We start from the raw sequence: 22,701 nt of genomic DNA, 5'->3' as shown, positions 1-22,701 counted from the left end.
GGCTAACCACCTCCCGTTTTTTTATTGTGACTCATATGTGTTTTTTTATCACCGCCATCGCAATTGCATCCCTGGCTTTTCTGTATCTGCAAGGTAACCTTCGCAAATCCATAAATCGCCAACAGCAACCAAATTATCACCGTTGTAAACCAAAGGAATTTGATCGCGCAACCAAGGCTCCAATGCGTATTCCTGCAATAACTTTTTTAATGTTTGTGAGTGCGCCCGGCCATGAGGTTTGCAACGCTCGCCACCGGTGCGGTAGCGAATTTGTATATCCGGTAAATCTGCACGCAAATAAAGTCCGTTTGCTTCTTTTACTGCCGATGGCGGGAGCAATTGAAACGTCAATACAGGCAGCACGGCAGGTAGCAAAAACAAACGATCCTGATAAGGGCACAATGCATGTTGGCTCCAGGTGATTTTTACACTGGCATCTTCACGCGATAAAAAAAGCTGATTTTCAAGTTGTTGCCAATGCGCGCTTTCGGGAACTTCGCATCGCTGGCTACGCAACCAATAACGTAGCAAATGTTGTCGACGGGCAACCGAAAGTGTTTTTAACCAGGCAAGATCAACACTCTGCCCCACTCGCTCTGTGCGTGGATTTGCTTGCACCAGATCCTGTTGCGCAAACTCGTCTAACAGAGATTCCTGTTGCGCGCATAAGTCAGCTGTCTGTTGCCACTTGCGCATAAATGCAGGCCATCGCGTATACAACAACGGCATAATCTGATTGCGCAAAAAATTGCGGTCATAGCGATCATCCTGATTACTTTCATCTTCAACCCAGGTCAATTGCTGTGCGCGAGCATAAGCTTCCAGATCGTCACGCGAAAAATGCAGTAGAGGACGAATTAATTTCCCACCCGTATCCAGACACCGTTCACTGACAATTGCGGCTAAACCGCGCGGCCCCGTGCCGCGCATCAATCGCAACAAGAGTGTTTCCGCCTGATCATTACTGTGATGCGCGGTTAATAAATATTCACCTTGTTGTACATACTGCAAAAACACCCGGTAACGCGCTTCACGTGCGGCGTCTTCAACACCTTTTCCGTCATTTTTTACCTGCACTTTTTCAGCAGTAAAGGGTAAGCCTAACTGTTTGCAAAATTGCTCACACTGATGCTGCCAATCGTCTGCATTGGGCGAAATCTGGTGATTAATGTGCAATGCATGCAGGGATACAGGCAACTGCAATTGTGCAAGCGCGTGCAGCAACACCGTCGAATCCAATCCACCACTAAACCCTATCCACCACACCTCTTTCGTAGATGAGTTAAAAGGTGGTAGATATTGACGCAATTGTTCGGGGGTAAAATCCGGCATAATTTGACATTGCATTGTGGGATTAAATGCGTAGATTAATGCGGATTTACAAACAAAACAAAAATTCCTTTCTAACTTACATAGTGATGCCTGTGGGGGGTATGGGTTTACAAGACCGTATGAGGCATGGATGCCGATTCGAGCCTACATGGATGTATTCACGGCGTGTCTTGTGAACTCATACCTCCGCAAGTTGAGCGATCCAAACAAGCAAACAGTTATGAATACAAAGCAATACGGCCACTGGCCTTCTCCCATCACACCTGAATTGCTCACTGCACAGGGAATTCGCATCAGCGATCCACAAGCAGTGGGCAAGCGCTTGTATTGGCTGGAAACACGCCCGCAAGAAAAGGGGCGCAACGCGCTGGTGTGTGAAAGCGAAGGCACACGCATGGATATTTTTGCTGCACCGCTGAGTGTGCGCACCAGGGCTCAGGAATATGGAGGGGCTTCTTATCTTGCCACCGAAACCGATATTTTTTATGTGCAAGACAGCGATCAACGTCTTTATCAATACGATATAAACACAAAACAATCGCGCCCCATCACGCCTGAAGGTGCCTTTCGCTACGCCGATTTTTGCCTTGATCACAAGCGCAAAAAACTACTGGCCGTACGTGAAGATTACACAGAAAACCCGCATCATCCACGCGCAGAAATTGTTGCCATACATTTGCAATCTCTGGCGATTAACACAATCGCGCAAGGAGCAGATTTTTATTCCAATCCACGTGTGTCACCGGATGGAAACACCCTGAGTTATTTACGTTGGTTCCACCCACAAATGCCGTGGGATGGAACTGAGTGCGTTCTGACACAACTTGATGCACATGGCAGTATTGTGCAAGAACAGATTATTGCAGGAAGTAAAACCGAATCTATTTTTCAACCACAATGGTCGCCAACCGGCGAATTATTTTTTGTGTCAGACCGCAGCAACTGGTGGAATATTTATCGTTGGAATGGAGCCAGTGCAGAATCTATTTATCCGTTAACTGCCGAGTTCGCCACGCCACAATGGGTGTTTGGCATGAGTACTTATGGTTTTTTAAACAGCGGCGAGATTTTTTGCTGCTACAACCAAATGGGCTGTTGGTATTTAGCTATTATCGATACGCTCACCAAACAGTTCACAAAAGTTGATTCCGAGTTTCGCGATATAACGGCAATTCACTGCTGCGATAACAAGGCTTACTTTCTTGCATCCAGCGCAACACAAGGTTCACAACTTTACTGCTGCAACAGCAACACTATTTCTGCCATTAGTAAAAGTGAAACAGCGATAGCAGCTGAATATATCGCCCATGCACAAGCAATAGAATTTCCCACGCGCGACAACGAAACAGCTCAGGCATTTTTCTATGCCCCGACCAATCCGCAGGTAACAGAAGATCACACTCTGCCACCACCATTGCTGGTGATGTGCCACGGCGGCCCCACAGGCGCAACAGAAACCGGCTTGAATTTAAAAATCCAATTTTGGACCAGCCGTGGCTTTGCCGTACTGGACGTAAATTATCGTGGCAGCACGGGCTATGGCCGCCAGTATCGCGATCGCTTAAAACGTAATTGGGGTATTACCGATGTCATTGATGTCTGTAGCGGTGTGGATTATTTAATTACACAAAATAAAATCGATAAAAACAAAGTCGCTATTCGCGGCTCCAGTGCTGGCGGCTATACCGTGCTTGCAGCACTGACCTTTAGCGATACGTTTAAAGCAGGTGCAAGCCTCTATGGTATTGGCGATCTTGAAGCCCTGGCAAAAGATACGCATAGATTTGAAGCCCATTATCTGGATTCATTGGTTGGGATTTACCCACAGGAACAACCTATCTATAGTGAACGTTCACCTATTCGTCACATTGAAAAACTGAATTGCCCAGTGATTTTTTTACAAGGTTTACAAGATAAAGTGGTTCCGCCATCACAAGCAGAAGCTATGGTAAACGCACTACAATCCAAAGGAATTTATACTGAATATATTACCTTTCCAGAAGAAGCTCATGGCTTTCGTCAGGCACAGACGATTCAACAGGCACTGACAGCAGAGCTTGCCTTTTATTTAAACGTATTTGGAGAAAAATAATGGGACGCTGGCGACCACCATCCCCCAAAGGTTCTACTTACATCACTGCTGCGGGATTCAAACGCATGAAAGATGAAGTCACACAATTATGGAAAATAGAACGCCCGCAAGTCACGCAAGTCGTACACGAAGCTGCGAAAAACGGTGACCGCAGTGAAAATGGCGATTACATTTATGGTAAGCGCCGCCTGCGCGAAATTGATTCGCGGGTACGCTTTTTATCCAAACGCATGGAAGTGCTAACCGTCGTTGACAGGCTACCGGATGATCGCAGCAAAGTGTTTTTTGGCGCGTGGGTAACACTGGAAGATGAAGACGGAAATGAACAAACCTACCAGATTGTCGGGCCCGATGAATTTGATGTAACAAAACAAAAACTCAGCATGGATTCACCGCTCGCCAAAGCCATGCTTGGCAAACGGCTGGATGATGAAATTGTGTTAAAAAAACCAGAGGGAGAGGAACTGTTTTACATTACGGCGATTGATTACAAGCCGTATGATCAAGATTAAAATTTGCATGGAAAAAATGCGTTAACAATAAAAAGGGCAGCCGCGCTGCCCTTTTCAGAAAACTCTCAACACTTTATTTAATCAAACGCAGTGCAAAAGGAACACGGAAGGTTTTGCCGTTGGTTGCAGCAATAATTCCCATGATGCAAAACACGAGATGGCAAATGCCCACAGCGGCAATGACTAATACTCCCACCAAAATAATCGTCAGGATCATTCCCGCTACATACGCAATCAACGCGGTAATAGACCAGTTGAGGGACTCCTTACTTTGATCAAGCACATAAGCATCATCTTTCTTCAACAAATACATCAACAAACCCGGAATAAATCCAAAAAATAATGTACCCAACCACAACAGCAGCACCAGATTTTTAGCGTCTTGTGATGCGCTGATGGCAACCTCTGTGCCGGGCGTTTCGGTTTGCGGTGCTTCTTTTGGTACTTCGTTGTTTTCCATAGCCTTATCCTTTTATTAATTGTATTGCTCTGGCAAATAGCCGTGAATAAATAGCCTGATGGTCATCAGCCAATGGTTTAGATACCCAATGCCGCATCTAAACGCGACCCACTATTAATAGCAGCAGGTTAACGAATAAACAACCAATCACACCAAGCGACTGAAAGCCACAGCGAAAAATGCTATAGTTCGCCACCTTTTTTCGCGGCTCCGGCCACAGCCCAACTGAATTTGACAGGTTTTACTTCGATGACCCAATCACGCAAGATTCTCGTTACCAGCGCCCTGCCTTATGCCAACGGCTCGATCCACCTCGGCCATTTGGTGGAGTATATCCAGACCGACATTTGGGTGCGTTTCCAGAAAATGCGCGGTGTTGATTGTACCTATGTGTGTGCAGACGATGCCCACGGCACGGCAATCATGCTCAAAGCCGAGCAGCTCGGTCATTCTGCAGAGCAACAAATCGCCAACGTAAAAGCTGAACATGAAGCAGATTTTGCTGCGTTTAACATTGGTTTTGATAATTATCACTCCACCCATTCCGAGGAAAATCGCGAGCTGGCCAACCTGATTTACACTCGCCTGAAGGCCAATGGTCACATCGCCACCCGCGCGATCACCCAGGCTTATGACCCGGAAAAACAACTGTTCCTCGCTGACCGCTACATCAAAGGCACCTGCCCGAAATGTAAAACCGAAGACCAATACGGCGATAACTGCGAGAAGTGCGGTGCGACCTATTCACCGATGGATTTGATTAACCCCAAATCGGCGATCTCCGGCGCAACACCGGTTGCCAAAGATTCCGAACACTTTTTTTTCACCTTACCTGTGTTCAGCGATTTCCTGAAACACTGGACCCGCGCTGGCCATCTGCAAGATGAAGTGGCCAACAAAATGGCCGAGTGGCTGGATGCTGGTTTGCAGGAATGGGATATATCCCGCGATGCGCCCTACTTCGGTTTTGAAATTCCCGGTGAGCCCGGCAAATATTTTTACGTCTGGTTGGATGCTCCTATCGGGTATATCGCCAGCTTGAAAAATCTTTTGGACAAACAAGGCAAGGACTGGCAGGAATACTGGAAGCCGGATTCCACCGCCGAGGTCTATCACTTTATCGGCAAAGATATTGTGAATTTCCATGCGCTTTTCTGGCCAGCGATGTTGCACTCGGCCAATTTGCGCACGCCCACCAAAGTTTGCGTACACGGATTCCTCACCGTGAACGGCACCAAGATGAGTAAATCGCGCGGTACGTTTATTAATGCGCGCACTTATCTCGACCATTTGAATCCGGAATATTTGCGTTACTACTTTGCAGCCAAACTCACCAGCAACGTGGACGATATTGATTTAAATCTGGAAGATTTTATTCAGCGCGTGAATTCAGATCTGGTGGGCAAAGTGGTTAACATTGCCAGCCGCACAGCGAAATTCATTCACAATGCGGGCGGTGTTTTAGCAAATGAAATTGCCGATAAAACACTGTGGCAACAATTTGTCGATGCCGGTGAAACTATCGCCAATTACTATGAATCCCGCGATTACAGCAAAGCAATGCGTGAAATTATGGCGCTGGCCGATGCGGCTAACGAATACATCGCGACACAAGAACCCTGGAAGCTGGCCAAGCAAGCGGGAGCCGAAGCGCAGACACAAGCAGTCTGCACCCTCGGGATTAACATGTTCCGCGCGTTGCTCACGTATTTGAAGCCCGTGTTGCCCGCATTAACCAAAGATGCAGAGCAATTCCTCGGGGAAACCTTGAGCTGGAATGCACCAGTAAGCTTCCGCTCCGGTGAGAAAATTAACGAGTTCAAACCGCTGCTGACACGTGTAGAAAAAGACAAGGTCGATGCGATGATTGAAGCAGGCAAAGAAGCATTGGCCGCCGCTGCTCCAACCAAAACTGCAGCAGCGCCTGCGCAAACATCGGCAGCAGAACCTATCGCAGCAGAAATCGAGTTTGATGATTTCGCCAAAGTAGATTTACGCATCGCACTGATCGCCAATGCCGAGCATGTGGAAGGTTCCGATAAATTATTGCGTCTGACCTTGGATATTGGTGGTGAAACACGCAATGTGTTCTCAGGCATCAAGAGCGCTTACAAACCGGAAGATTTGGTTGGAAAACTGACGGTGGTGGTTGCCAACCTCAAGCCGCGCAAAATGAAATTTGGCATGAGTGAAGGCATGGTACTGGCTGCAGGCCCCGGCGGTAATGAATTGTATTTGCTGGAACCCCACAGCGGAGCCAAACCGGGTCAACGCGTTATGTAAGCATCTGCCTATGACCTTTTTATTTATGGAGGTCATGGGCAGCGTAAATCGGGGGAATCGAATAAGGATATAGATAAAGCCCATAAGGCTTTATGTCATTTTTATTGAGAATCCCCCTCTGCTTGTCGATAATACGCACCCAACTTTACCCCCCTTTATCCAGCAGTTTTCCTTTATCGGACAATCACCATGAGTTTCAGCGAATTAGCCATTATTCTGCTCAGCACCGTGTTGGTGAATAACTTTGTGCTGGCACAATTCCTCGGCCTTTGTCCGTTTATGGGTGTATCCAACAAGTTGGAGAGCGCCATTGGTATGGCGGGCGCGACAACGTTTGTAATGACGCTCGCCTCAATCTGCACCTATCTGGTTGATACCTGGGTGCTTGCACCATTGGAACTGCAATATTTGCGCACCATCGCGTTTATTCTGGTGATCGCGGCAGTAGTCCAATTCGTCAAAATGTTTATGGAAAAAACCAGCCCACTGTTGTACCGCGTACTGGGCGTTTTCTTGCCGTTAATCACCGTGAACTGCGCCGTATTGGGCGTTGCTTTGCTGAACACCCAAAAAGCGCACAGCTTTTTTGAATCGACCATGTACGGCTTCGGCGGCGCACTGGGTTTTGCCATGGTATTGATTTTATTTTCGGCGATGCGCGAACGCCTTGCGGTTGCCGATGTGCCTGTGCCGTTTAAAGGCGCTGCAATTGGCATGATTACCGCAGGCCTGATGGCCCTGGCGTTCATGGGCTTTGGCGGGCTGGTCAGCCTGCAATAACACCTACACCTGGCACTCACATGATCGAATTTATTTTCCAGAATCCTATCCTCAGCGCCTTGATTGCACTGGGTGGCTTATCGGCCATGTTTGGTGCAGTACTGGGCTTCGCGGCCGTCAAATTCAAAGTTGAAGGCGACCCGATTGTTGAACAGATCGATGCGTTGTTACCGCAAACCCAATGCGGTCAATGCGGCCACCCCGGCTGCCGCCCTTACGCCCAGGCGATTGCGAACGGCGAAGCCATCAACAAATGTCCTCCTGGCGGACAAGCCACCATCAATGCCCTTGCCGATTTGCTGGATGTAGAAGCACCTTCACTCGATGCCGAGCACGGTGAGCATCTGGATGTAAAACGTGTTGCGTTTATCCGTGAAGACGAATGCATCGGCTGCACCAAGTGTATTCAGGCGTGCCCGATGGATGCGATTCTCGGTGCGGCCAAGCATATGCATACCGTCATCGCCGATGAATGTACCGGCTGTGATCTGTGCGTTGAGCCATGCCCGGTAGACTGTATCGACATGATTCCCGTACAAACTGATCTGACAACCTGGAAGTGGGAATTACCCGCCACCAATCAGACCCCGGTGTTCCACGTAGTTGCCCAGGAAGTCAATTTGATCGCCTCTGACCGTGGACGCGGAGCTGCACATGCCAACGGGAGCTCCGATGGCGAACCCAACGGCGAAAAAGCAGCCTGATACGCCTTGATGACTACCGTATCGACGACGAGAAACTCGCATAAATGACAAGCTTGATCAAAGTCTGGGAACTTCCCGGCGGTATCCACCCCCCCGAGCATAAAGAGCAATCCCTGCAACTGCCGCTGGGGCAATTGCCTATTCCACCGGTATTGGTCATTCCGTTGAATCAACACATCGGCACCCCGGCGCAACCTGTAGTACAAGTGGGCGATCGTGTACTTACCGGGCAACTGATCGGTGCAGCAGATGGCACCTTCAGTGCCAACACCCACGCCTCGACATCGGGCACCGTCATCGCCATTGAGAGCCGTGCAATTGCCCATCCCTCAGGCATGAGCAGTGAATCGATAGTAATTCAATCCGATGGCCTCGATGAGTGGGTTGAACTGACCGAATGCGATAATTACCTGCAGCTGGATCGCTTGCAATTGCTCGATAAAATCCGCGCCGCTGGTGTAGCAGGTCTGGGCGGAGCGGGCTTTCCAACAGCGGTCAAACTCGCCCCCAAATCCACGCAGGTCATCGATACCCTGATCCTCAACGGTGCCGAATGCGAGCCCTATATCACCGCGGACGATATGCTAATGCAAGTCCGTGCGAATGAGCTGGTGTCTGGCACCCTGCTGCTTAGCCATATTCTCCATCACCCTAAAAACCTGTTGATCGGTATTGAAGACAACAAGCCCAAAGCGATTGCGGCGGTAAAAGCGGCAGTGGCTGGCGCTCTTGCCCAATATCCAGAAGCAGCCAATATCCAGGTTGTGGTGTTCCCCACTAAATACCCTTCCGGGGGAGCCAAACAACTCATCCAGATCCTGACCGGGCGCGAGATTCCCAGTGGCCATCACTCGGCTGATATAGGGGTGATCTGCGTCAACGTAGGTACCGCCGTCGCCGCCTGGCGCGCTGTGCGCTTTGGTGAACCTTTGGTTTCACGGATTACCACCGTGGTGGGCGAAGCGCTGGACACCCAACGCAATATCGATGCCTTAATCGGCACTCCCATCCGCTATTTGTTAGAGCAACACGGCTTTGATGCCAACCGCGCCTCGCGTGTGATCATGGGCGGGCCGATGATGGGCTTTACCCTGCTCGATCTGGATGCGCCGGTGATCAAAACCACTAACTGCATCCTCGCCCCCAGCAAGCAGGAGCTACCCGCACCCGAGCCAGCGCAGGCGTGTATCCGTTGTGGATTGTGTGCAGAAGCCTGCCCGGTCAACTTATTGCCACAACAGCTATTCTGGTACGCGCAAGCGGAAGATTTTGATCGGCTGGAATCGCATAACTTATTTGACTGTATCGAATGCGGCGCTTGTTCTTACGTTTGCCCCAGTACTATCCCGCTGGTGCAGTACTATCGCGCTGCGAAAGGCAGCATCCGTATACATGAAATAGAAAAAGAAAAGTCCGACCGCTCACGCCAACGCTTTGAGTTCCGTCAGGCACGTATCGCCAAAGAAGAGGCTGAAAAAGAAGCCAAGCGTTTGGCGCGCCAAAAGGCAGCCGAAGAAGCCAAGAAAAAACTGGCGGAAAAAGCGGCAGAGACTGCAACATCGGCTCCTCAATCTGCCCCTTCGGGGGATGTCATCAGCGCTGCAGTTGCCAAGGCGGGCGCAGTGCAAGCATCACCAGAAGAGCAAAAAGCCAAGCTGGAGCGCATGCTTGCCGCCGCGCAAAACGCCTTGGAATTTGCCCAAAAACCCCTGGTGTCCAAAGATGTCAACAAGCCGATAACCGAAGAACAGTTGGTTAAACAACAGGCGCGCATCAAACAAGCAGAGCTAAAAGTAGCCGAGGCCGAGAAAAAGCTGGCGGATTTTAGTGCGGGAGTAAACCCACCGGTAGCACAGGTGGGTGCCGACGCACCAAGCGCATCGACAGCTGCACCTGCATCGCCTGCCGCCGATGATCCTGTCGCAGCCGCTATCGCGCGCGCGCAAGCCAAATTGACAATGTCACCGGAAGAGAAAGCGCGTGCGAACCTTGAATCGCTGCGCGCCCGACTGGCCAAAGCGGAAGAAAAAACCGCAGCGGCCAAAGCCGAAGGCAGCGCCAATGCCGATGCACTGCAACAAGGGCTGGATAAGCTCCAACAGAAAGTCGCTGAAGCCTTGGCGGAATTGACTGCGCTAGGCCTGAAAGACGAACCACCTGCTGCAACTGTGCCCGCAGAAACCGCCGAGCAAAATGCAGCGCAAGCGGCGATTGAAAAGGCCAAAGCAAAAGCAGCAGCCATGGCCAACATGAGCGATGAAGAAAAACGCGCTGAGCAAGTCCAGTCATTACAAGGGCGGTTGCAAAAAGCCCGTGAGCGCCTGGCCAAAGCCGAAGCAGAAAACGACCCGAATATTGAAGCCTTCCGCGCAGGTGTCACCAAGCTGGAAGAAAAACTGAGCGAACTGGCCTAGTGCATGCTCTGCGGCACAGTGTAATGAGATAAAAGCATGGCACTACTGAATATCACATCGCCCCATACACATGGGGCTAACCGCACCGGCCGCTTGATGCGTCTGGTGGTGTACGCCACATTTCCCGGTATCGCGGCGCTCACCCATTTCTTTGGGATAGGCGTGATCATCAACGTGCTTTTGGCAAGCTTGTGTTGTGTTGCCTTTGAAGCCCTGGTGATGAAACTGCGCAGCCGCCCGATCATGTTCTACTTGCGCGATTGCAGCGCCTTGGTGACAGGCGTATTGATCGGTGTATCGCTGCCGCCCTATTGCCCCTGGTGGCTGGTAGTCAGCGCGAGTTTTATCGCCATAGTATTGGCAAAGCAACTTTATGGCGGCATGGGTTTTAACCCGTTTAATCCGGCGATGGTTGCTTACGTACTCCTGCTGATTTCATTCCCACTGCAAATGACGCAATGGGCAACGCCAGTGACTATGCTGGGTGATGGCCAAACCTTGCCCAGCCTTGTGGCTGCACTCGATAAAGTGTTTTTGGGTACCCAGATTGATGGGTACAGCTCAGCGACCGTGCTGGACATCATGAAACAAAACACAGGGCTTACGCTGGATGACCTTTATCAACAGCAACCGGTATTTAGCGAAGGGCGCTGGGCTGGTGCGGGCTGGGAATGGGTCAACATTGCGTTCTTGATTGGCGGGCTTTACCTGCTCTACAAAAAAGCCTTTACCTGGCATGCACCGCTGTCGATGCTGCTGGCGCTGGCATTGATGGCGGCACTGTTTTACGACTCAGGCAGCTCTAATTCCGGCGGCTCACCTATTTATCATTTGCTCTCCGGTGCCACCATGCTGGGTGCATTTTTTATCGTCACTGACCCGGTAAGTTCTGCCGTTAGTACACGCGGGCGTATTATTTACGGTGCACTGATTGGCGTATTGGTTTACGTAATTCGCACCTGGGGTAGTAGCTATCCGGATGGTGTCGGCTTTGCCGTTTTATTGTTGAATTTTGCCGCGCCGTTTATCGACTACTACACCACTCCACGCACTTACGGCCACAAAAAGCCGCGCCGCGCTACCGATTCCAACAAGCAAGATGGAGGTCACTAATGCTCGGCCAATCCATTAGCAAAAACAGTTTATTGCTCGCCGCATTTGCATTGGCAACTGCAGGTACCTTGGCGCTCACCAATTTAGGCACCAAAGAGCGCATTGCAAATGCCGAGCGTGCTGCACAACAACGTGCGCTGTTTGAAGTTATTCCCGTACAAGATCACGACAATGATTTGCTCAATGACACTATCGCAATACCTGAGTCTGCATTGGCCGATTTGCATGTCAGTAGCACCGCCAGAATTTATCGCGCACGCCGCAATGGCGACATCACCGCATTGATTGTGCCCGCCGTTGCCCCCGACGGTTACTCAGGCGATATTGAAATGATTGTGGGTGTAAATCGCGATGGCAGCGTTGCAGGTGTACGCATTATCAAACACAAGGAAACGCCCGGCCTTGGCGATAAAATTGATTTGAAAAAACACCAATGGATTTTAAGTTTTAATGGCAAAAGCCTGATGTTTCCAGTGATTGAAGAATGGAAAGTTAAAAAAGACGGCGGTGCGTTTGATCAATTTGCCGGAGCAACCATCACCCCGCGTGCAGTGGTCGGACAAGTAAAACATGTGTTGGAATTTGCGGCTGCAAACCACGACAGTTTATTTAGTGATACACAGCCAACTACAGGTGAACAGCATGAGTAATGGCGTAAATTACAAAGAAATTACCCAAAAAGGCTTGTGGAGCAACAATGCTGCGCTGGTGCAATTACTCGGTCTGTGCCCACTGCTCGCCGTTAGCTCAACCGTTGTGAATGCATTAGGTTTGGGCTTGGCCACACTGATCGTATTGATGATTTCCAATATCGTGGTTTCACTGATCCGCCATCAAGTGAGTGATGCAATCCGCCTGCCTGCGTTTGTCATGATTATTGCCTCGGCAGTGACCTGCACCGAGTTATTGATGAAAGCATTTACCTATGAGCTGTATTTGATACTGGGTATTTTTATCCCCCTGATCGTCACTAACTGTGCTGTGCTTGGCCGCGCCGATGCATTCGCCAGCAAAAATAAATTGCTGCCCGCCGCAGTTGACGGTTTTATGATGGGCATGGGTTTTATGTTGGTATTAATTGCCGTTGGCGCTGTGCGTGAGCTGCTGGGTACAGGCCACTTGTTTGCTGACATGCATTTAATTTTTGGTGAATCGGCGCGCAACTGGCAATTAAATATTTTTGGAGCCAGTTATCCCAATGTCATTTTTGCCCTGCTGCCGCCAGGTGCTTTTATTGTGGTTGGCTTTTTGATTGCCGGAAAAAATTACATCGACGCGCAACTCAAACAGCGTATGCAGGCTAAAAAAGAATCCACGCCCAAAGGCAGCAAACGTGTACGGACTACCGGCAGTGTTGCCTGATCGCCGATTGATTGACAGCAACGAGAGGAGATAAATATGTTCGGTATTGATCAAGCCCAGATGATCACTTTCTACGATAAGTTTGTTGCTCCCTGGAGCATTAAAATCCTTATCGCGCTGCTCATATTTTTGATTGGCCAATTAGTTGCCAAAATTATTTCCCGCGTGCTTGGGAAAGTGCTTGGCCGCACCAAGCTGGATTCCATTCTGGTTGAGTTTATCCAATCGCTCGTCAATGCGCTCTTGCTGGTATTTGTGATTGTTGCAGCACTTGACCAACTGGGCGTAAATACCAATTCCGTTATTGCTGTACTGGGTGCTGCCGGTTTGGCGATTGGCTTGGCATTGCAAGGTTCACTGCAGAATTTTGCGGCAGGTTTTATGCTGTTGATTTTCCGTCCGTTCAAAGGCGGCGATTTTGTTGAAGCAGCGGGCGTTGCCGGGGTTATCGAAAAAATCGGCATTTTTTCTACTACCATGCACACCGGCGACAACAAAGAAGTCATCATCCCCAATGGAGCAATTTACAGCAGCAACATCATCAATTACTCCAAGCGCGCCACCCGCCGTATCGATATGGTTTTCAGTATTGGTTACGCCGATGATATACGCCTTGCCCGCGATGTAATGGATGCAATCATCAAAGCCGACCCGCGTGTCCTGGCCGATCCGGAACCCCTGATTGCCGTCGGTGAGCTAGGCCCGAGCAGCGTGAATTTTTTTGTGCGCCCCTGGGTAAAAACTGAAGATTACTGGGCAGTGAAATTTGAGCTGACCGAAAAAATCAAAATTGCTTTTGATGAGAACGGGATTACCATTCCCTTCCCTCAGATGGATATCCACTGGAATAAACCATGACCTATTGTGTTGCCATCAAAGTCGATGCCGGCCTGATTTTCTGCTCGGATTCACGCACCAACGCCGGTGTTGACCAGGTCAGCACTTACAGCAAGATGTACCAATTTGGTATTCAGGGCGATCGCCAACTGGTGATCAATTCAGCGGGCAATCTGGCTACAACACAATCCGTTATTGCACGAATCCGCAAGGATATTAAAGACGGTGCCGATGTCAGCCTCGCCACCGTTGAGAGTATTCACGAGGCCGCAGATTATGTAGGCGAGATCAGTATCGCTATTCAGGAAAAGCACGCCCAGCACAATACCAATGTGAGCTTTGAAGCAAGCTTCCTGTTGGGCGGCCAAATCGGCTTGGAGACACCGGCAGTGATGCTGATCTATCCACAAGGCAACCACATTACCACCTCCAACCAAACACCCTACCTGCAAATTGGCGAGAGCAAATACGGTAAGCCGATTCTGGACCGGATCCTCAAACCCGAAACAACGTTGGATACCGCCGCACTCTGCGCGCTGGTATCGATGGACTCGACAATGAAGTCCAACCTGACCGTTGGCCCACCGATTGAGTTGATGACCTACGCTACCGACAGTGGCGTTATGCAACACACTATTTTTGAAGCGGATAACCAATACCTGCGCGAGCTCACCAAATCCTGGGACCGCTTGATTGTCGAAGCCTTCTTACAATTGCCATCGCCGCCTAAAGGCTAAATCTCCGCAACGCAATTCAACCCATTAGCGATAAATAAAGCGCCTGTATCTGATCCATACAGGCGCTTTATTTTTTTGTACTGGCGATGGAGGACACTTATGGTGCAGTTATTGCCTTACTAATATGCAGTAACCATGCAGTAACGGGAGCGGGCGCATCACTTTTGCAGATTGCATCCCAACAGCGTCATAACGGCTGTAGATGATAGTCGCAGACTCTGGTGACTAAACAGAGAGGCTCACTTAATCACTGGCAGTGACTTGCCCTTTTCCCAAGCTGATGCACACTTGAATGCACCAGTATGAACCATAAACCGCATAACGCAGGAAGGATGTATTTATGGCTATTCGTGTTGCCATCCACCATACAACCCATTACGAGTTTGATCGCCTCACCAGCCTGTATCCCCATGTATTGCGTTTGCGCCCGGCGCCCCACAGCCGCACCAAAATCCACAGCTACTCATTAACAGTAGAGCCCGCTAATCACTTCATTAACTGGCAGCAAGATCCCTTCGGCAATTTTCAGGCGCGGCTTGTGTTCCCTGAGCAATGTAAAAAATTAAGCATCGAGGTTGAAGTCATTGCCGATATGACCTCCATCAATCCGTTCGATTTTTTCGTCGAAGAATATGCACAACATATTCCCTTCAAATACGACACCCAATTACAGCGCGAGTTAATTCCGTATTTGGAAGTCACTGAAAGCGGCCCGCAATTAATGGCGATGGTGGATAAACTCAAAACCGACATCCGCCATCGTGAACTCAGTAAAGAGCCTTGGGCAGTCAACGATTTTATGGTGAGCACCAACCAGCTGGTGCAGCAGATGATTGGTTATGGTGTACGGCTGGAACCAGGAATACAAAGTTGCGAAGAAACACTTACGCTCGCCAAAGGTTCCTGTCGCGATAGCGCCTGGTTACTCGTGCAAATTTTTCGTCATTTGGGTTATGCCGCGCGTTTTGCATCGGGATATTTAGTGCAGTTAACCGCCGATATCAAAGCGCTTGATGGCCCCAGTGGTCCCGAACACGATTTCACTGATTTGCATGCGTGGACGGAAATTTATATTCCCGGCGCAGGTTGGATTGGCCTTGACCCAACATCAGGTTTACTGGCGACAGAAGGTCACATTCCTCTCGCTTGCACGCCCGATCCTATTTCTGCCGCTCCTATTACCGGTGCAACCAGTAAGTGCGAAGTAGAATTTTCTTACAGCAATGAAGTCTTCCGTATTTTGGAAGACCCGCGAGTAACCAAACCTTATACCGAAGATCAATGGCAAACTATTAATGCGCTCGGTGCAGCAGTTGATAAAGAATTAATTGATCAGGATGTGCGTTTAACCACCGGCGGTGAACCCACCTTTGTCTCCATCGATGATATGGAATCCGAGCAGTGGAATACCGGTGCATTGGGTGCCGACAAATTAAAACTCGCCAAAGATTTATTGCTGCGCATGCGCAATACATTCGCACCCAATGGACTACTGCATTACGGGCAAGGCAAATGGTATCCCGGTGAAGAAGTCCCGCGTTGGGCCTTGGGATGTTTCTGGCGCACTGATGGACAAGCGCTGTGGCGCAACCCGCACTTGCTCGCCCGTTTTGATAAAAATTACGGCCTCACCCATGTCGATGCAAAAAAATTTGCACAGGCACTGTGCGAAAAAATTGCCGTCAACGTTGAACATTTAATTCCCGCCTATGAAGACGTGCTCTATTACTTATGGGCAGAACAAACAATGCCGCCCGACATTAATTTGTTAAAAGCCGATTTAAAAGATGACCTTGAGCGTCGCCGTATTGCAAAACTGTTAACACGCGGCCTCAATACCGAAGCGGGTTATGTGTTGCCGATTGAATGGAATTATTTGCACCGGAATTGGTTAACCGGCCGCTGGAAAATGCGCAATGACCAATTAATGTTAACCCCCGGCGATTCACCACTCGGATTGCGTTTGCCGTTAAATTCGCTGGAATTTCCCAAGCACGAATACGAGCGCTATCAACCGGAAAATGATCCGCTGGCAGAACGTGAACCACTGGCAGCGAGCGGCCAACAGCAGACTGCATTAATGACAAACTTGACCAGCGCATCAACCAGCGCACTCAAATCGTCTATTGCGCAAAAAGTGGCTGAACAAAAAGCGGCGTTGCGTGGCGAGCCGCTAACGAAACCTGCTTACATTGAAGCTGGTTATGTCATCCGCACCGCGCTCTGTTTTGAAGTACGCGATGGGCGTTTGCATTTATTTTTACCACCGCTCACTTACCTTGAACATTATGTTGCGCTAATTGAAGCGATCGAAGATACCGCTGCCGCGTTAAACATGCCGGTCGTGTTGGAAGGTTACGAACCACCGAAAGACTATCGGTTAAAGAAATTTTTAATCACACCTGATCCGGGTGTAATTGAAGTTAATATCCATCCGGTCGAAAGCTGGCAGGAATTGGTAACCAATACCGAAGCCTTGTATGAAGATGCGCGGCAATGCCGGTTAGGCACCGAAAAATTTATGCTGGATGGCCGCCACTCAGGCACAGGCGGCGGCAATCATGTCACCTTTGGTGGTTCATCACCCGCAAATAGCCCGTTCCTGCGCCGCCCGGATTTATTGCGCAGCCTTGTCACTTATTGGCAACATCATCCGGGGCTATCGTATTTATTTTCCGGATTATTTATCGGCCCTACCAGCCAGTCACCGCGCGTTGATGAAGGGCGCGATGAAATGTTGTACGAGCTGGAAATTGCATTCAAAAAAATGCCGGACGGCATTGTCGAGCAGCCTTGGTTAGTCGATAGATTGATGCGCAATTTATTGATCGATATTACCGGCAACACCCATCGCGCGGAATTTTGTATCGATAAATTGTATTCACCCGGTAGTGCGAGTGGGCGGCAAGGCATTCTGGAATTTCGCGGCTTTGAAATGCCGCCGCACGCGCGTATGTCGCTGGTGCAAATTTTATTATTGCGCTGCTTGATCAGCCGCTTCTGGAAAAATCCGTACAAGCAACCGTTGGTGCGCTGGGGAACATTACTGCACGATAAATTTATGTTGCCGCACTATGTGTGGGAAGACCTGCGTGATGTCGTAAACGATTTAAATGAACATGGCTATCCGTTCCAATTGGAATGGCTCGCAGCATTTGAAGAATTCCGCTTCCCCCATTACGGCCGCGTACAACTTGATGATATCGAAATAGAATTGCGTTGGGCGATAGAGCCCTGGCACGTACTGGGTGAAGAGATCAGCAGCTTCGGTACATCACGCTATGTGGATTCCTCTGTCGAACGCTTGCAAGTAAAAGTCAGCGGGCTCACTCCGGGCCGATATGTACTTGCCTGCAACGGTCGGCGCGTATGCCTGAACGCAACCGGAAAACACGGCGAATATGTTGGCGGTGTGCGTTATCGCGCATGGCAACCACCGTCTGCGCTGCACCCTACTATTGGCATACATTCGCCGTTGGTATTTGACTTAATTGATACCTGGAATGGCAAAAGCATCGGTGGCTGTACCTATCACGTGAGCCACCCCGGTGGCCGCAGTTATGATCGGTTCCCGGTCAATGCGAATGAAGCAGAATCGCGTCGCGGCAACCGCTTTTTTGATATCAACCATACGCCCGGCGCTTTACCGATTACACCGGCCGGTAAAATTCTGCGCGATTTTTTTGAAAACAAATATCCGCCGCGCCCAATGGCACCACCGCCCGAGGAACCCGCTGACGAATATCCACATACGCTTGATTTGCGCAGTTAATTTCACATCCCTCTCTTATGTTGCTGTATGAACTATGAGAGGGATTTACACTCAAAAAACCTTACAGGGATAAAATCGGGTTAAAATGAAAAACAAACACCATAACGACAAGAACCTACATCATGAATTCCACGCTTATGGAAACACGGCTCGATACCAATCAGGGGGCATTTAATTATCCCTCGCCACAACAGGGCGTTGATGAAGCCTACGATACAGAAGGTCGCATTCGTCCCTACTGGCGTTACTTGTTACACAGTTTTGAATCTCTTGGACAAGACACCATTGAAGAGCGGCAAAAAAAAGCGCGCCGCATTTTGCGCGATGATGGTGCAACCTATAAAATTTACGATGAACCGGATGCAAACCAAAGCTGGCAACTCAATCCAATCCCCTTATTAATCAATAGCGATGAATGGAATCAGATTGAAACCGGTTTGATTGAACGCGCCGAGCTTTTTAATTTATTGCTGCAAGATATTTACGGCGAGCGAAAATTAATTCGCCAAGGGGTTATACCGCCGGAATTGTTATTTTCACATCAGGGATTTTTACGGCCCTGCCATAACGTCAATTTATCTGGCCCACATCAACTGATTTTACACGGCGTAGATTTAGTGCGCGCGCCCGATGGCCATATGCGGGTGATGGCTGACCGCACCCAGGCACCTTCAGGTGCCGGTTATGCGCTGGAAAACCGCACGGTAATGAACCGCGTGTTTCCCAGTTTATTTCGCGACAGTCATGTCCACCGGCTTTCATTATTTTTTTCACGGCTGCGCCAACGGTTACAAGAATTAAATCCTAACGGCGGCATTGCACGTATTGTTGTACTCACACCCGGCACCTACAACGAAGCGTATTTTGAACACGCCTATCTCGCCAATTATTTGGGATTCCAATTAGTGCAAGGCAGCGATTTAAGTGTGCGCAACGGCTATGTATGGATGAAAGCTCTCGATGGTTTAAAACGCGTCGATGTCATTTTGCGCCGCGTGGATGATATTTATTGTGACCCTGTTGAATTAAAAGGCGATTCACGTTTGGGCGTGCCCGGTTTGTTGGAAGTTGCGCGTATGGGGCGCGTTGCAATTGCTAATCCACTCGGTTCAAGTGTGCTTGAGAACCCTGCGCTATTGCGTTACTTACCGGCGATTTCGCGCGCGCTCTTTGGTCGCGATTTGCAGTTGCCATCGGTAAAAACCTGGTGGTGTGGCAATCCGGATGATTTGGAATATGTGTGCGCCAATTTAAAAAATTTACTGATTAAACCTACCTATCGTCGCCCGGGTTTGTATGAAGCCTACGGTGCCGATTTGGATGAAACCAAATTACAAGCCTGGCAAAACCGCATTCGTAAAAACCCTTATCAATTTGCTGCGCAAGAATACGTTGCCGGTGCACAAACCCCCACATGGCACCAAGGGAAAATTGTGCCGCGCCCTTCGGTATTACGCACCTTTGCGGTGGCAAGCGAAAGTTCCTACGCGGTGATGCCCGGCGGCCTTACCCGTATTAATTTGGATAGCGATAAAAACATTATTTCCAATCAACGCGGCTCGGTTTCCAAAGACACCTGGGTACTCGCCTCCGAACCGGAAAAGCAAATCACTTTGCGCCCGGTAGATGTACAACCCACACTGGAATCGGGCAATGCATTGCCCAGCCGTGTAGTCGAAAATCTATTTTGGATGGGGCGTTACGCGGAGCGCGCCGAATCGGCATTACGCTTATTGCGCACGGTATTTATCCAGCTCAACCGCACGGAAAAATTACCCGATGCAGTGCAGTGTACACTGCTAAGTGCCATCACCCATGTAACATCAACTTACCCCGGCTTTACTAGCCTTCAGCACAATTTATTAAAAAATCCCGAGCCGGAAATGATCGCAATTTTGCTGGATCAACAGCGCTTGGGCAGCGTGGCAAATAATTTGATCGCCATGATCAATTCTGCGGAGCAAGTGAAAGAACAATTATCCAGCGATACCCAACGCGTGATTAACGATATTGGCGATGAATTGGAAAATTTAAAAATTGCATTGGAACCCGGCGCACTCTCTGCACCGGAAGAAGCACTTGTGCCCCTGATCACTACCCTGCTTGCCTTCGCCGGTTTGATCCATGAAAGCATGACGCGCGGCAACGGCTGGCACTTTATTGAAATCGGCCGCCGACTTGAACGCGCACTGCAAATTATCAGCAGCTTACGCGCCTTGCTGACGCCACGTTTTGATGAGCCTGATCAGGAAAGTCTTATCGAATCAACATTACTCTGTGGTGAAGCATTAATCCCTTATCGCCGCCGCTACCAAAATGGCATTCATATCGATCAGGGGCTGGAAATGATTATGCTCAACAACAAAAATCCGCGTTCGTTGATTTATCAGCTAAACCAGCTTGAGCAACATTTTTCTGAATTGCCGGAAGACCGCGATACGTTGAGTGCAGAGCACAAACTATTGTTGGAAGCGACTACCGCACTGAAATTAAGCGACATCAAAACTCTGGCAAAAACAACAGATGGTATTCGCAGCGATCTGGATCAATTGTTATCGCGCCTGCAGTATTTGCTTACTAACGCTGCAAAAACCATAGGCCATCGGTATTTTGATCACACCGAAGGGCCGCAATTGCTGGTGAAAAATACTGAATGGCAAGATCACCTTTAAACGCACTCTGATCTTTAAACGCACTTTGATCTTTAAACGAACTCAGATTTTAAACATAATCGAATGATAAAGCGCACCGACTATGAAATACCGTATCCAACATAACACCCGCTACCACTATTCATTGCCGGTGAGCCATTGTTACAACCTTGCGTATGTGTTGCCGCGCGCAACCGAGCGCCAGCGTGTTGAAGATATAAAAATTACTATTTCACCCAAAGTCAGTGGGCATACCCAACATACCGATTATTTTGGCAATCATTTTTTACAATTTGCGATTGAAAAAGACCATAGTGAATTGGATGTCAGTATCACCAGTGAATTGTTGATTAAAGAAAACACCCACAATATCAATCTGGATTTTGGAACCCCTTGCGCCTACGTAAAATATTTACTGCAAAATAGCAAAGACTGGGAAACACTAAGCGCACGTGAATTTATGCTGGATTCACCCATGGTGCAGCAACATGCCGACCTTGCCGATTATGCAGCACCTTCTTTTGCCAATGACCGGCCTTTTTTATCGGCAGTATTGGAATTAACGCAGCGGATTTTTAGCGAATTTGTTTACGACCCGCAATTTTCTGACGTTGCAACACCGCTTGCCGATGTACTCAAACACAAGCGCGGCGTGTGTCAGGATTTTGCGCACCTCGCGATTGGTTGCTTGCGCTCATTGGGCTACCCCGCGCGTTATGTCAGTGGTTATTTGGAAACACTACCACCACCAGGCCAGGAAAAATTAGTAGGTGCCGATGCAACACACGCCTGGTTCGCGGTGTATTCGCCGGGCGAAGGCTGGTATGAGTTTGACCCAACCAACAACACCCTGACTGGCTCACAACATATCACCACCGCGTGGGGGCGCGACTACTCCGACGTAACACCACTCAAAGGCGTTATTTTTGGTGGCGGTCTATCTCCACAATTATCCGTATCCGTCGATGTGCAACGCATTCCGGAAGATGTTATTCAAGGCTTGTAATCTTAAGATTTATCAATGACAACACGCATACCTATAAGCTGAGCACTACTGCAACTTAATCTATAACTCATTATTCAAGGAAAACAATGAAACGTTTTTTATCCATACTGATATTAGGCCTAACCACTAACTTAAGCCATGCGCAGGATGATTTGCCGATGGTGGTGCAATTTAAATTTGCACCTTGGGGAAAGATCATTGCGGATGAAGATGAGTTTGAATATAGCGAGTACGATAAATACGAAATGGATTTTGAGCGGAGCTTGGGCGTAAAGCTGATATTACCGCAGATGCCGGTTTATATTGCCGCAAGCCAAAATGTAACGCAGCTGGAGCAAGCGATACCGGATGTAAAAGTGGAAACTTATTCCGTTGGTTTTGGTGGAATTAATTATGACCCCTACGCCTATGATTCCGGCTTATATTTACTGGGCAGTGTGGGCGCGGGAATTGGTAAATTTAAATTCAAAAACCCTGATTTAAATGATTGGGAAGCAATGTTTGAAGCCAACGGCGAAGTGGGCTTGCGAATTCAGGAAAATTTACTGCTCGGTGTGGGTGTGGACTACCAATTATTTGGTGAACCTGGCGATACCAAAGCGCACTACTGGAATTTTTATGTGAGTACTGGCATTACGTTTTAATA

At 49.0% G+C, this 22,701-nt stretch carries 17 protein-coding genes; 15 read left to right on the top strand and 2 right to left on the bottom strand.

Translation table 11 applies throughout. The features are described 5' to 3' along the window. Positions 1 to 48 precede the first annotated feature (48 nt). A complete protein-coding gene (gene tilS / locus B2739_RS13550; RefSeq protein ID WP_331346382.1) occupies positions 49 to 1,332 on the bottom strand; it encodes a tRNA lysidine(34) synthetase TilS in 1,284 nt (427 codons plus the stop codon). Positions 1,333 to 1,552: 220 nt separating this feature from the next. Between tilS and B2739_RS13545 the strand changes: the two genes are divergently transcribed. Both B2739_RS13545 and greB read left to right on the top strand, forming a co-directional pair. Further along, positions 1,553 to 3,424 (top strand): S9 family peptidase, encoded by a 1,872-nt coding sequence (locus tag B2739_RS13545; RefSeq protein WP_331346381.1) that lies wholly within the window; start codon positions 1,553 to 1,555, stop codon positions 3,422 to 3,424. Beyond that, entirely contained in the window at positions 3,424 to 3,936 is a 513-nt protein-coding gene (greB, locus tag B2739_RS13540; protein WP_331346380.1) for a transcription elongation factor GreB, read from the top strand. Before B2739_RS13545 ends, greB begins: the two co-directional genes overlap by 1 nt. Positions 3,937 to 4,009: 73 nt before the next feature. On the opposite strand, the gene B2739_RS13535 is transcribed toward greB, so the two are convergent. Then, the gene (locus B2739_RS13535) at positions 4,010 to 4,396 is read right to left on the bottom strand and encodes a DUF4870 domain-containing protein (protein WP_331346379.1); all 387 of its coding nucleotides are present in this window, start codon (positions 4,394 to 4,396) and stop codon (positions 4,010 to 4,012) included. 249 nt (positions 4,397 to 4,645) lie between these two features. Here B2739_RS13535 and metG point away from each other — a divergent pair, with 249 nt between their 5' ends. From metG to B2739_RS13470, 13 genes are all read left to right on the top strand, one after another. Next, positions 4,646 to 6,679, top strand: a complete 2,034-nt coding sequence (gene metG / locus B2739_RS13530; RefSeq protein WP_331346378.1) for a methionine--tRNA ligase — start codon at positions 4,646 to 4,648, stop codon at positions 6,677 to 6,679. Between the two features lie 189 nt (positions 6,680 to 6,868). Continuing rightward, entirely contained in the window at positions 6,869 to 7,459 is a 591-nt protein-coding gene (gene rsxA / locus B2739_RS13525; protein WP_049630308.1) for an electron transport complex subunit RsxA, read from the top strand. A gap of 20 nt (positions 7,460 to 7,479) precedes the next feature. Then, positions 7,480 to 8,163 (top strand): electron transport complex subunit RsxB, encoded by a 684-nt coding sequence (gene rsxB / locus B2739_RS13520; protein ID WP_331346377.1) that lies wholly within the window; start codon positions 7,480 to 7,482, stop codon positions 8,161 to 8,163. A 44-nt stretch (positions 8,164 to 8,207) separates the two neighbouring features. Continuing rightward, positions 8,208 to 10,577, top strand: coding sequence for an electron transport complex subunit RsxC (gene rsxC, locus B2739_RS13515; protein WP_331346376.1), 2,370 nt, complete (start codon positions 8,208 to 8,210; stop codon positions 10,575 to 10,577). Positions 10,578 to 10,613: 36 nt separating this feature from the next. Continuing rightward, positions 10,614 to 11,690 carry an electron transport complex subunit RsxD gene (rsxD, locus tag B2739_RS13510; RefSeq protein WP_331346375.1) on the top strand — a complete coding sequence of 359 codons (1,077 nt, stop codon included), beginning with the start codon at positions 10,614 to 10,616 and terminating at the stop codon, positions 11,688 to 11,690. Continuing rightward, complete coding sequence (rsxG, locus tag B2739_RS13505) at positions 11,690 to 12,340, top strand: electron transport complex subunit RsxG (RefSeq protein WP_331346374.1); 651 nt, start codon at positions 11,690 to 11,692, stop codon at positions 12,338 to 12,340. Before rsxD ends, rsxG begins: the two co-directional genes overlap by 1 nt. Further along, complete coding sequence (locus B2739_RS13500; protein ID WP_331346373.1) at positions 12,333 to 13,052, top strand: electron transport complex subunit E; 720 nt, start codon at positions 12,333 to 12,335, stop codon at positions 13,050 to 13,052. The genes rsxG and B2739_RS13500 overlap by 8 nt, the downstream gene beginning before the upstream one ends. A gap of 36 nt (positions 13,053 to 13,088) precedes the next feature. Then, positions 13,089 to 13,910 carry a mechanosensitive ion channel family protein gene (locus B2739_RS13495; protein ID WP_331346372.1) on the top strand — a complete coding sequence of 274 codons (822 nt, stop codon included), beginning with the start codon at positions 13,089 to 13,091 and terminating at the stop codon, positions 13,908 to 13,910. Beyond that, on the top strand, positions 13,907 to 14,626 hold the full coding sequence (locus B2739_RS13490) for a peptidase (RefSeq protein WP_331346371.1): 720 nt from the start codon (positions 13,907 to 13,909) through the stop codon (positions 14,624 to 14,626). The genes B2739_RS13495 and B2739_RS13490 overlap by 4 nt, the downstream gene beginning before the upstream one ends. A gap of 340 nt (positions 14,627 to 14,966) precedes the next feature. Beyond that, complete coding sequence (locus B2739_RS13485) at positions 14,967 to 18,398, top strand: transglutaminase family protein (RefSeq protein WP_331346370.1); 3,432 nt, start codon at positions 14,967 to 14,969, stop codon at positions 18,396 to 18,398. A 122-nt stretch (positions 18,399 to 18,520) separates the two neighbouring features. Further along, on the top strand, positions 18,521 to 21,070 hold the full coding sequence (locus B2739_RS13480) for a circularly permuted type 2 ATP-grasp protein (RefSeq protein ID WP_331346369.1): 2,550 nt from the start codon (positions 18,521 to 18,523) through the stop codon (positions 21,068 to 21,070). A gap of 82 nt (positions 21,071 to 21,152) precedes the next feature. Further along, positions 21,153 to 22,055, top strand: a complete 903-nt coding sequence (locus B2739_RS13475; protein WP_331346368.1) for a transglutaminase family protein — start codon at positions 21,153 to 21,155, stop codon at positions 22,053 to 22,055. 86 nt (positions 22,056 to 22,141) lie between these two features. Further along, the gene (locus B2739_RS13470; RefSeq protein WP_331346367.1) at positions 22,142 to 22,699 is read left to right on the top strand and encodes a hypothetical protein; all 558 of its coding nucleotides are present in this window, start codon (positions 22,142 to 22,144) and stop codon (positions 22,697 to 22,699) included. Positions 22,700 to 22,701 lie beyond the last annotated feature (2 nt).

Origin of the sequence: Cellvibrio sp. UBA7661 (genome assembly GCA_002483365.1) — a bacterium.
In the GTDB taxonomy this organism is placed as follows: Bacteria; Pseudomonadota; Gammaproteobacteria; order Pseudomonadales; family Cellvibrionaceae; genus Cellvibrio.
Note: the sequence above shows the minus strand (reverse complement) of the source record. Positions and strands in the feature narration are given on the sequence as shown.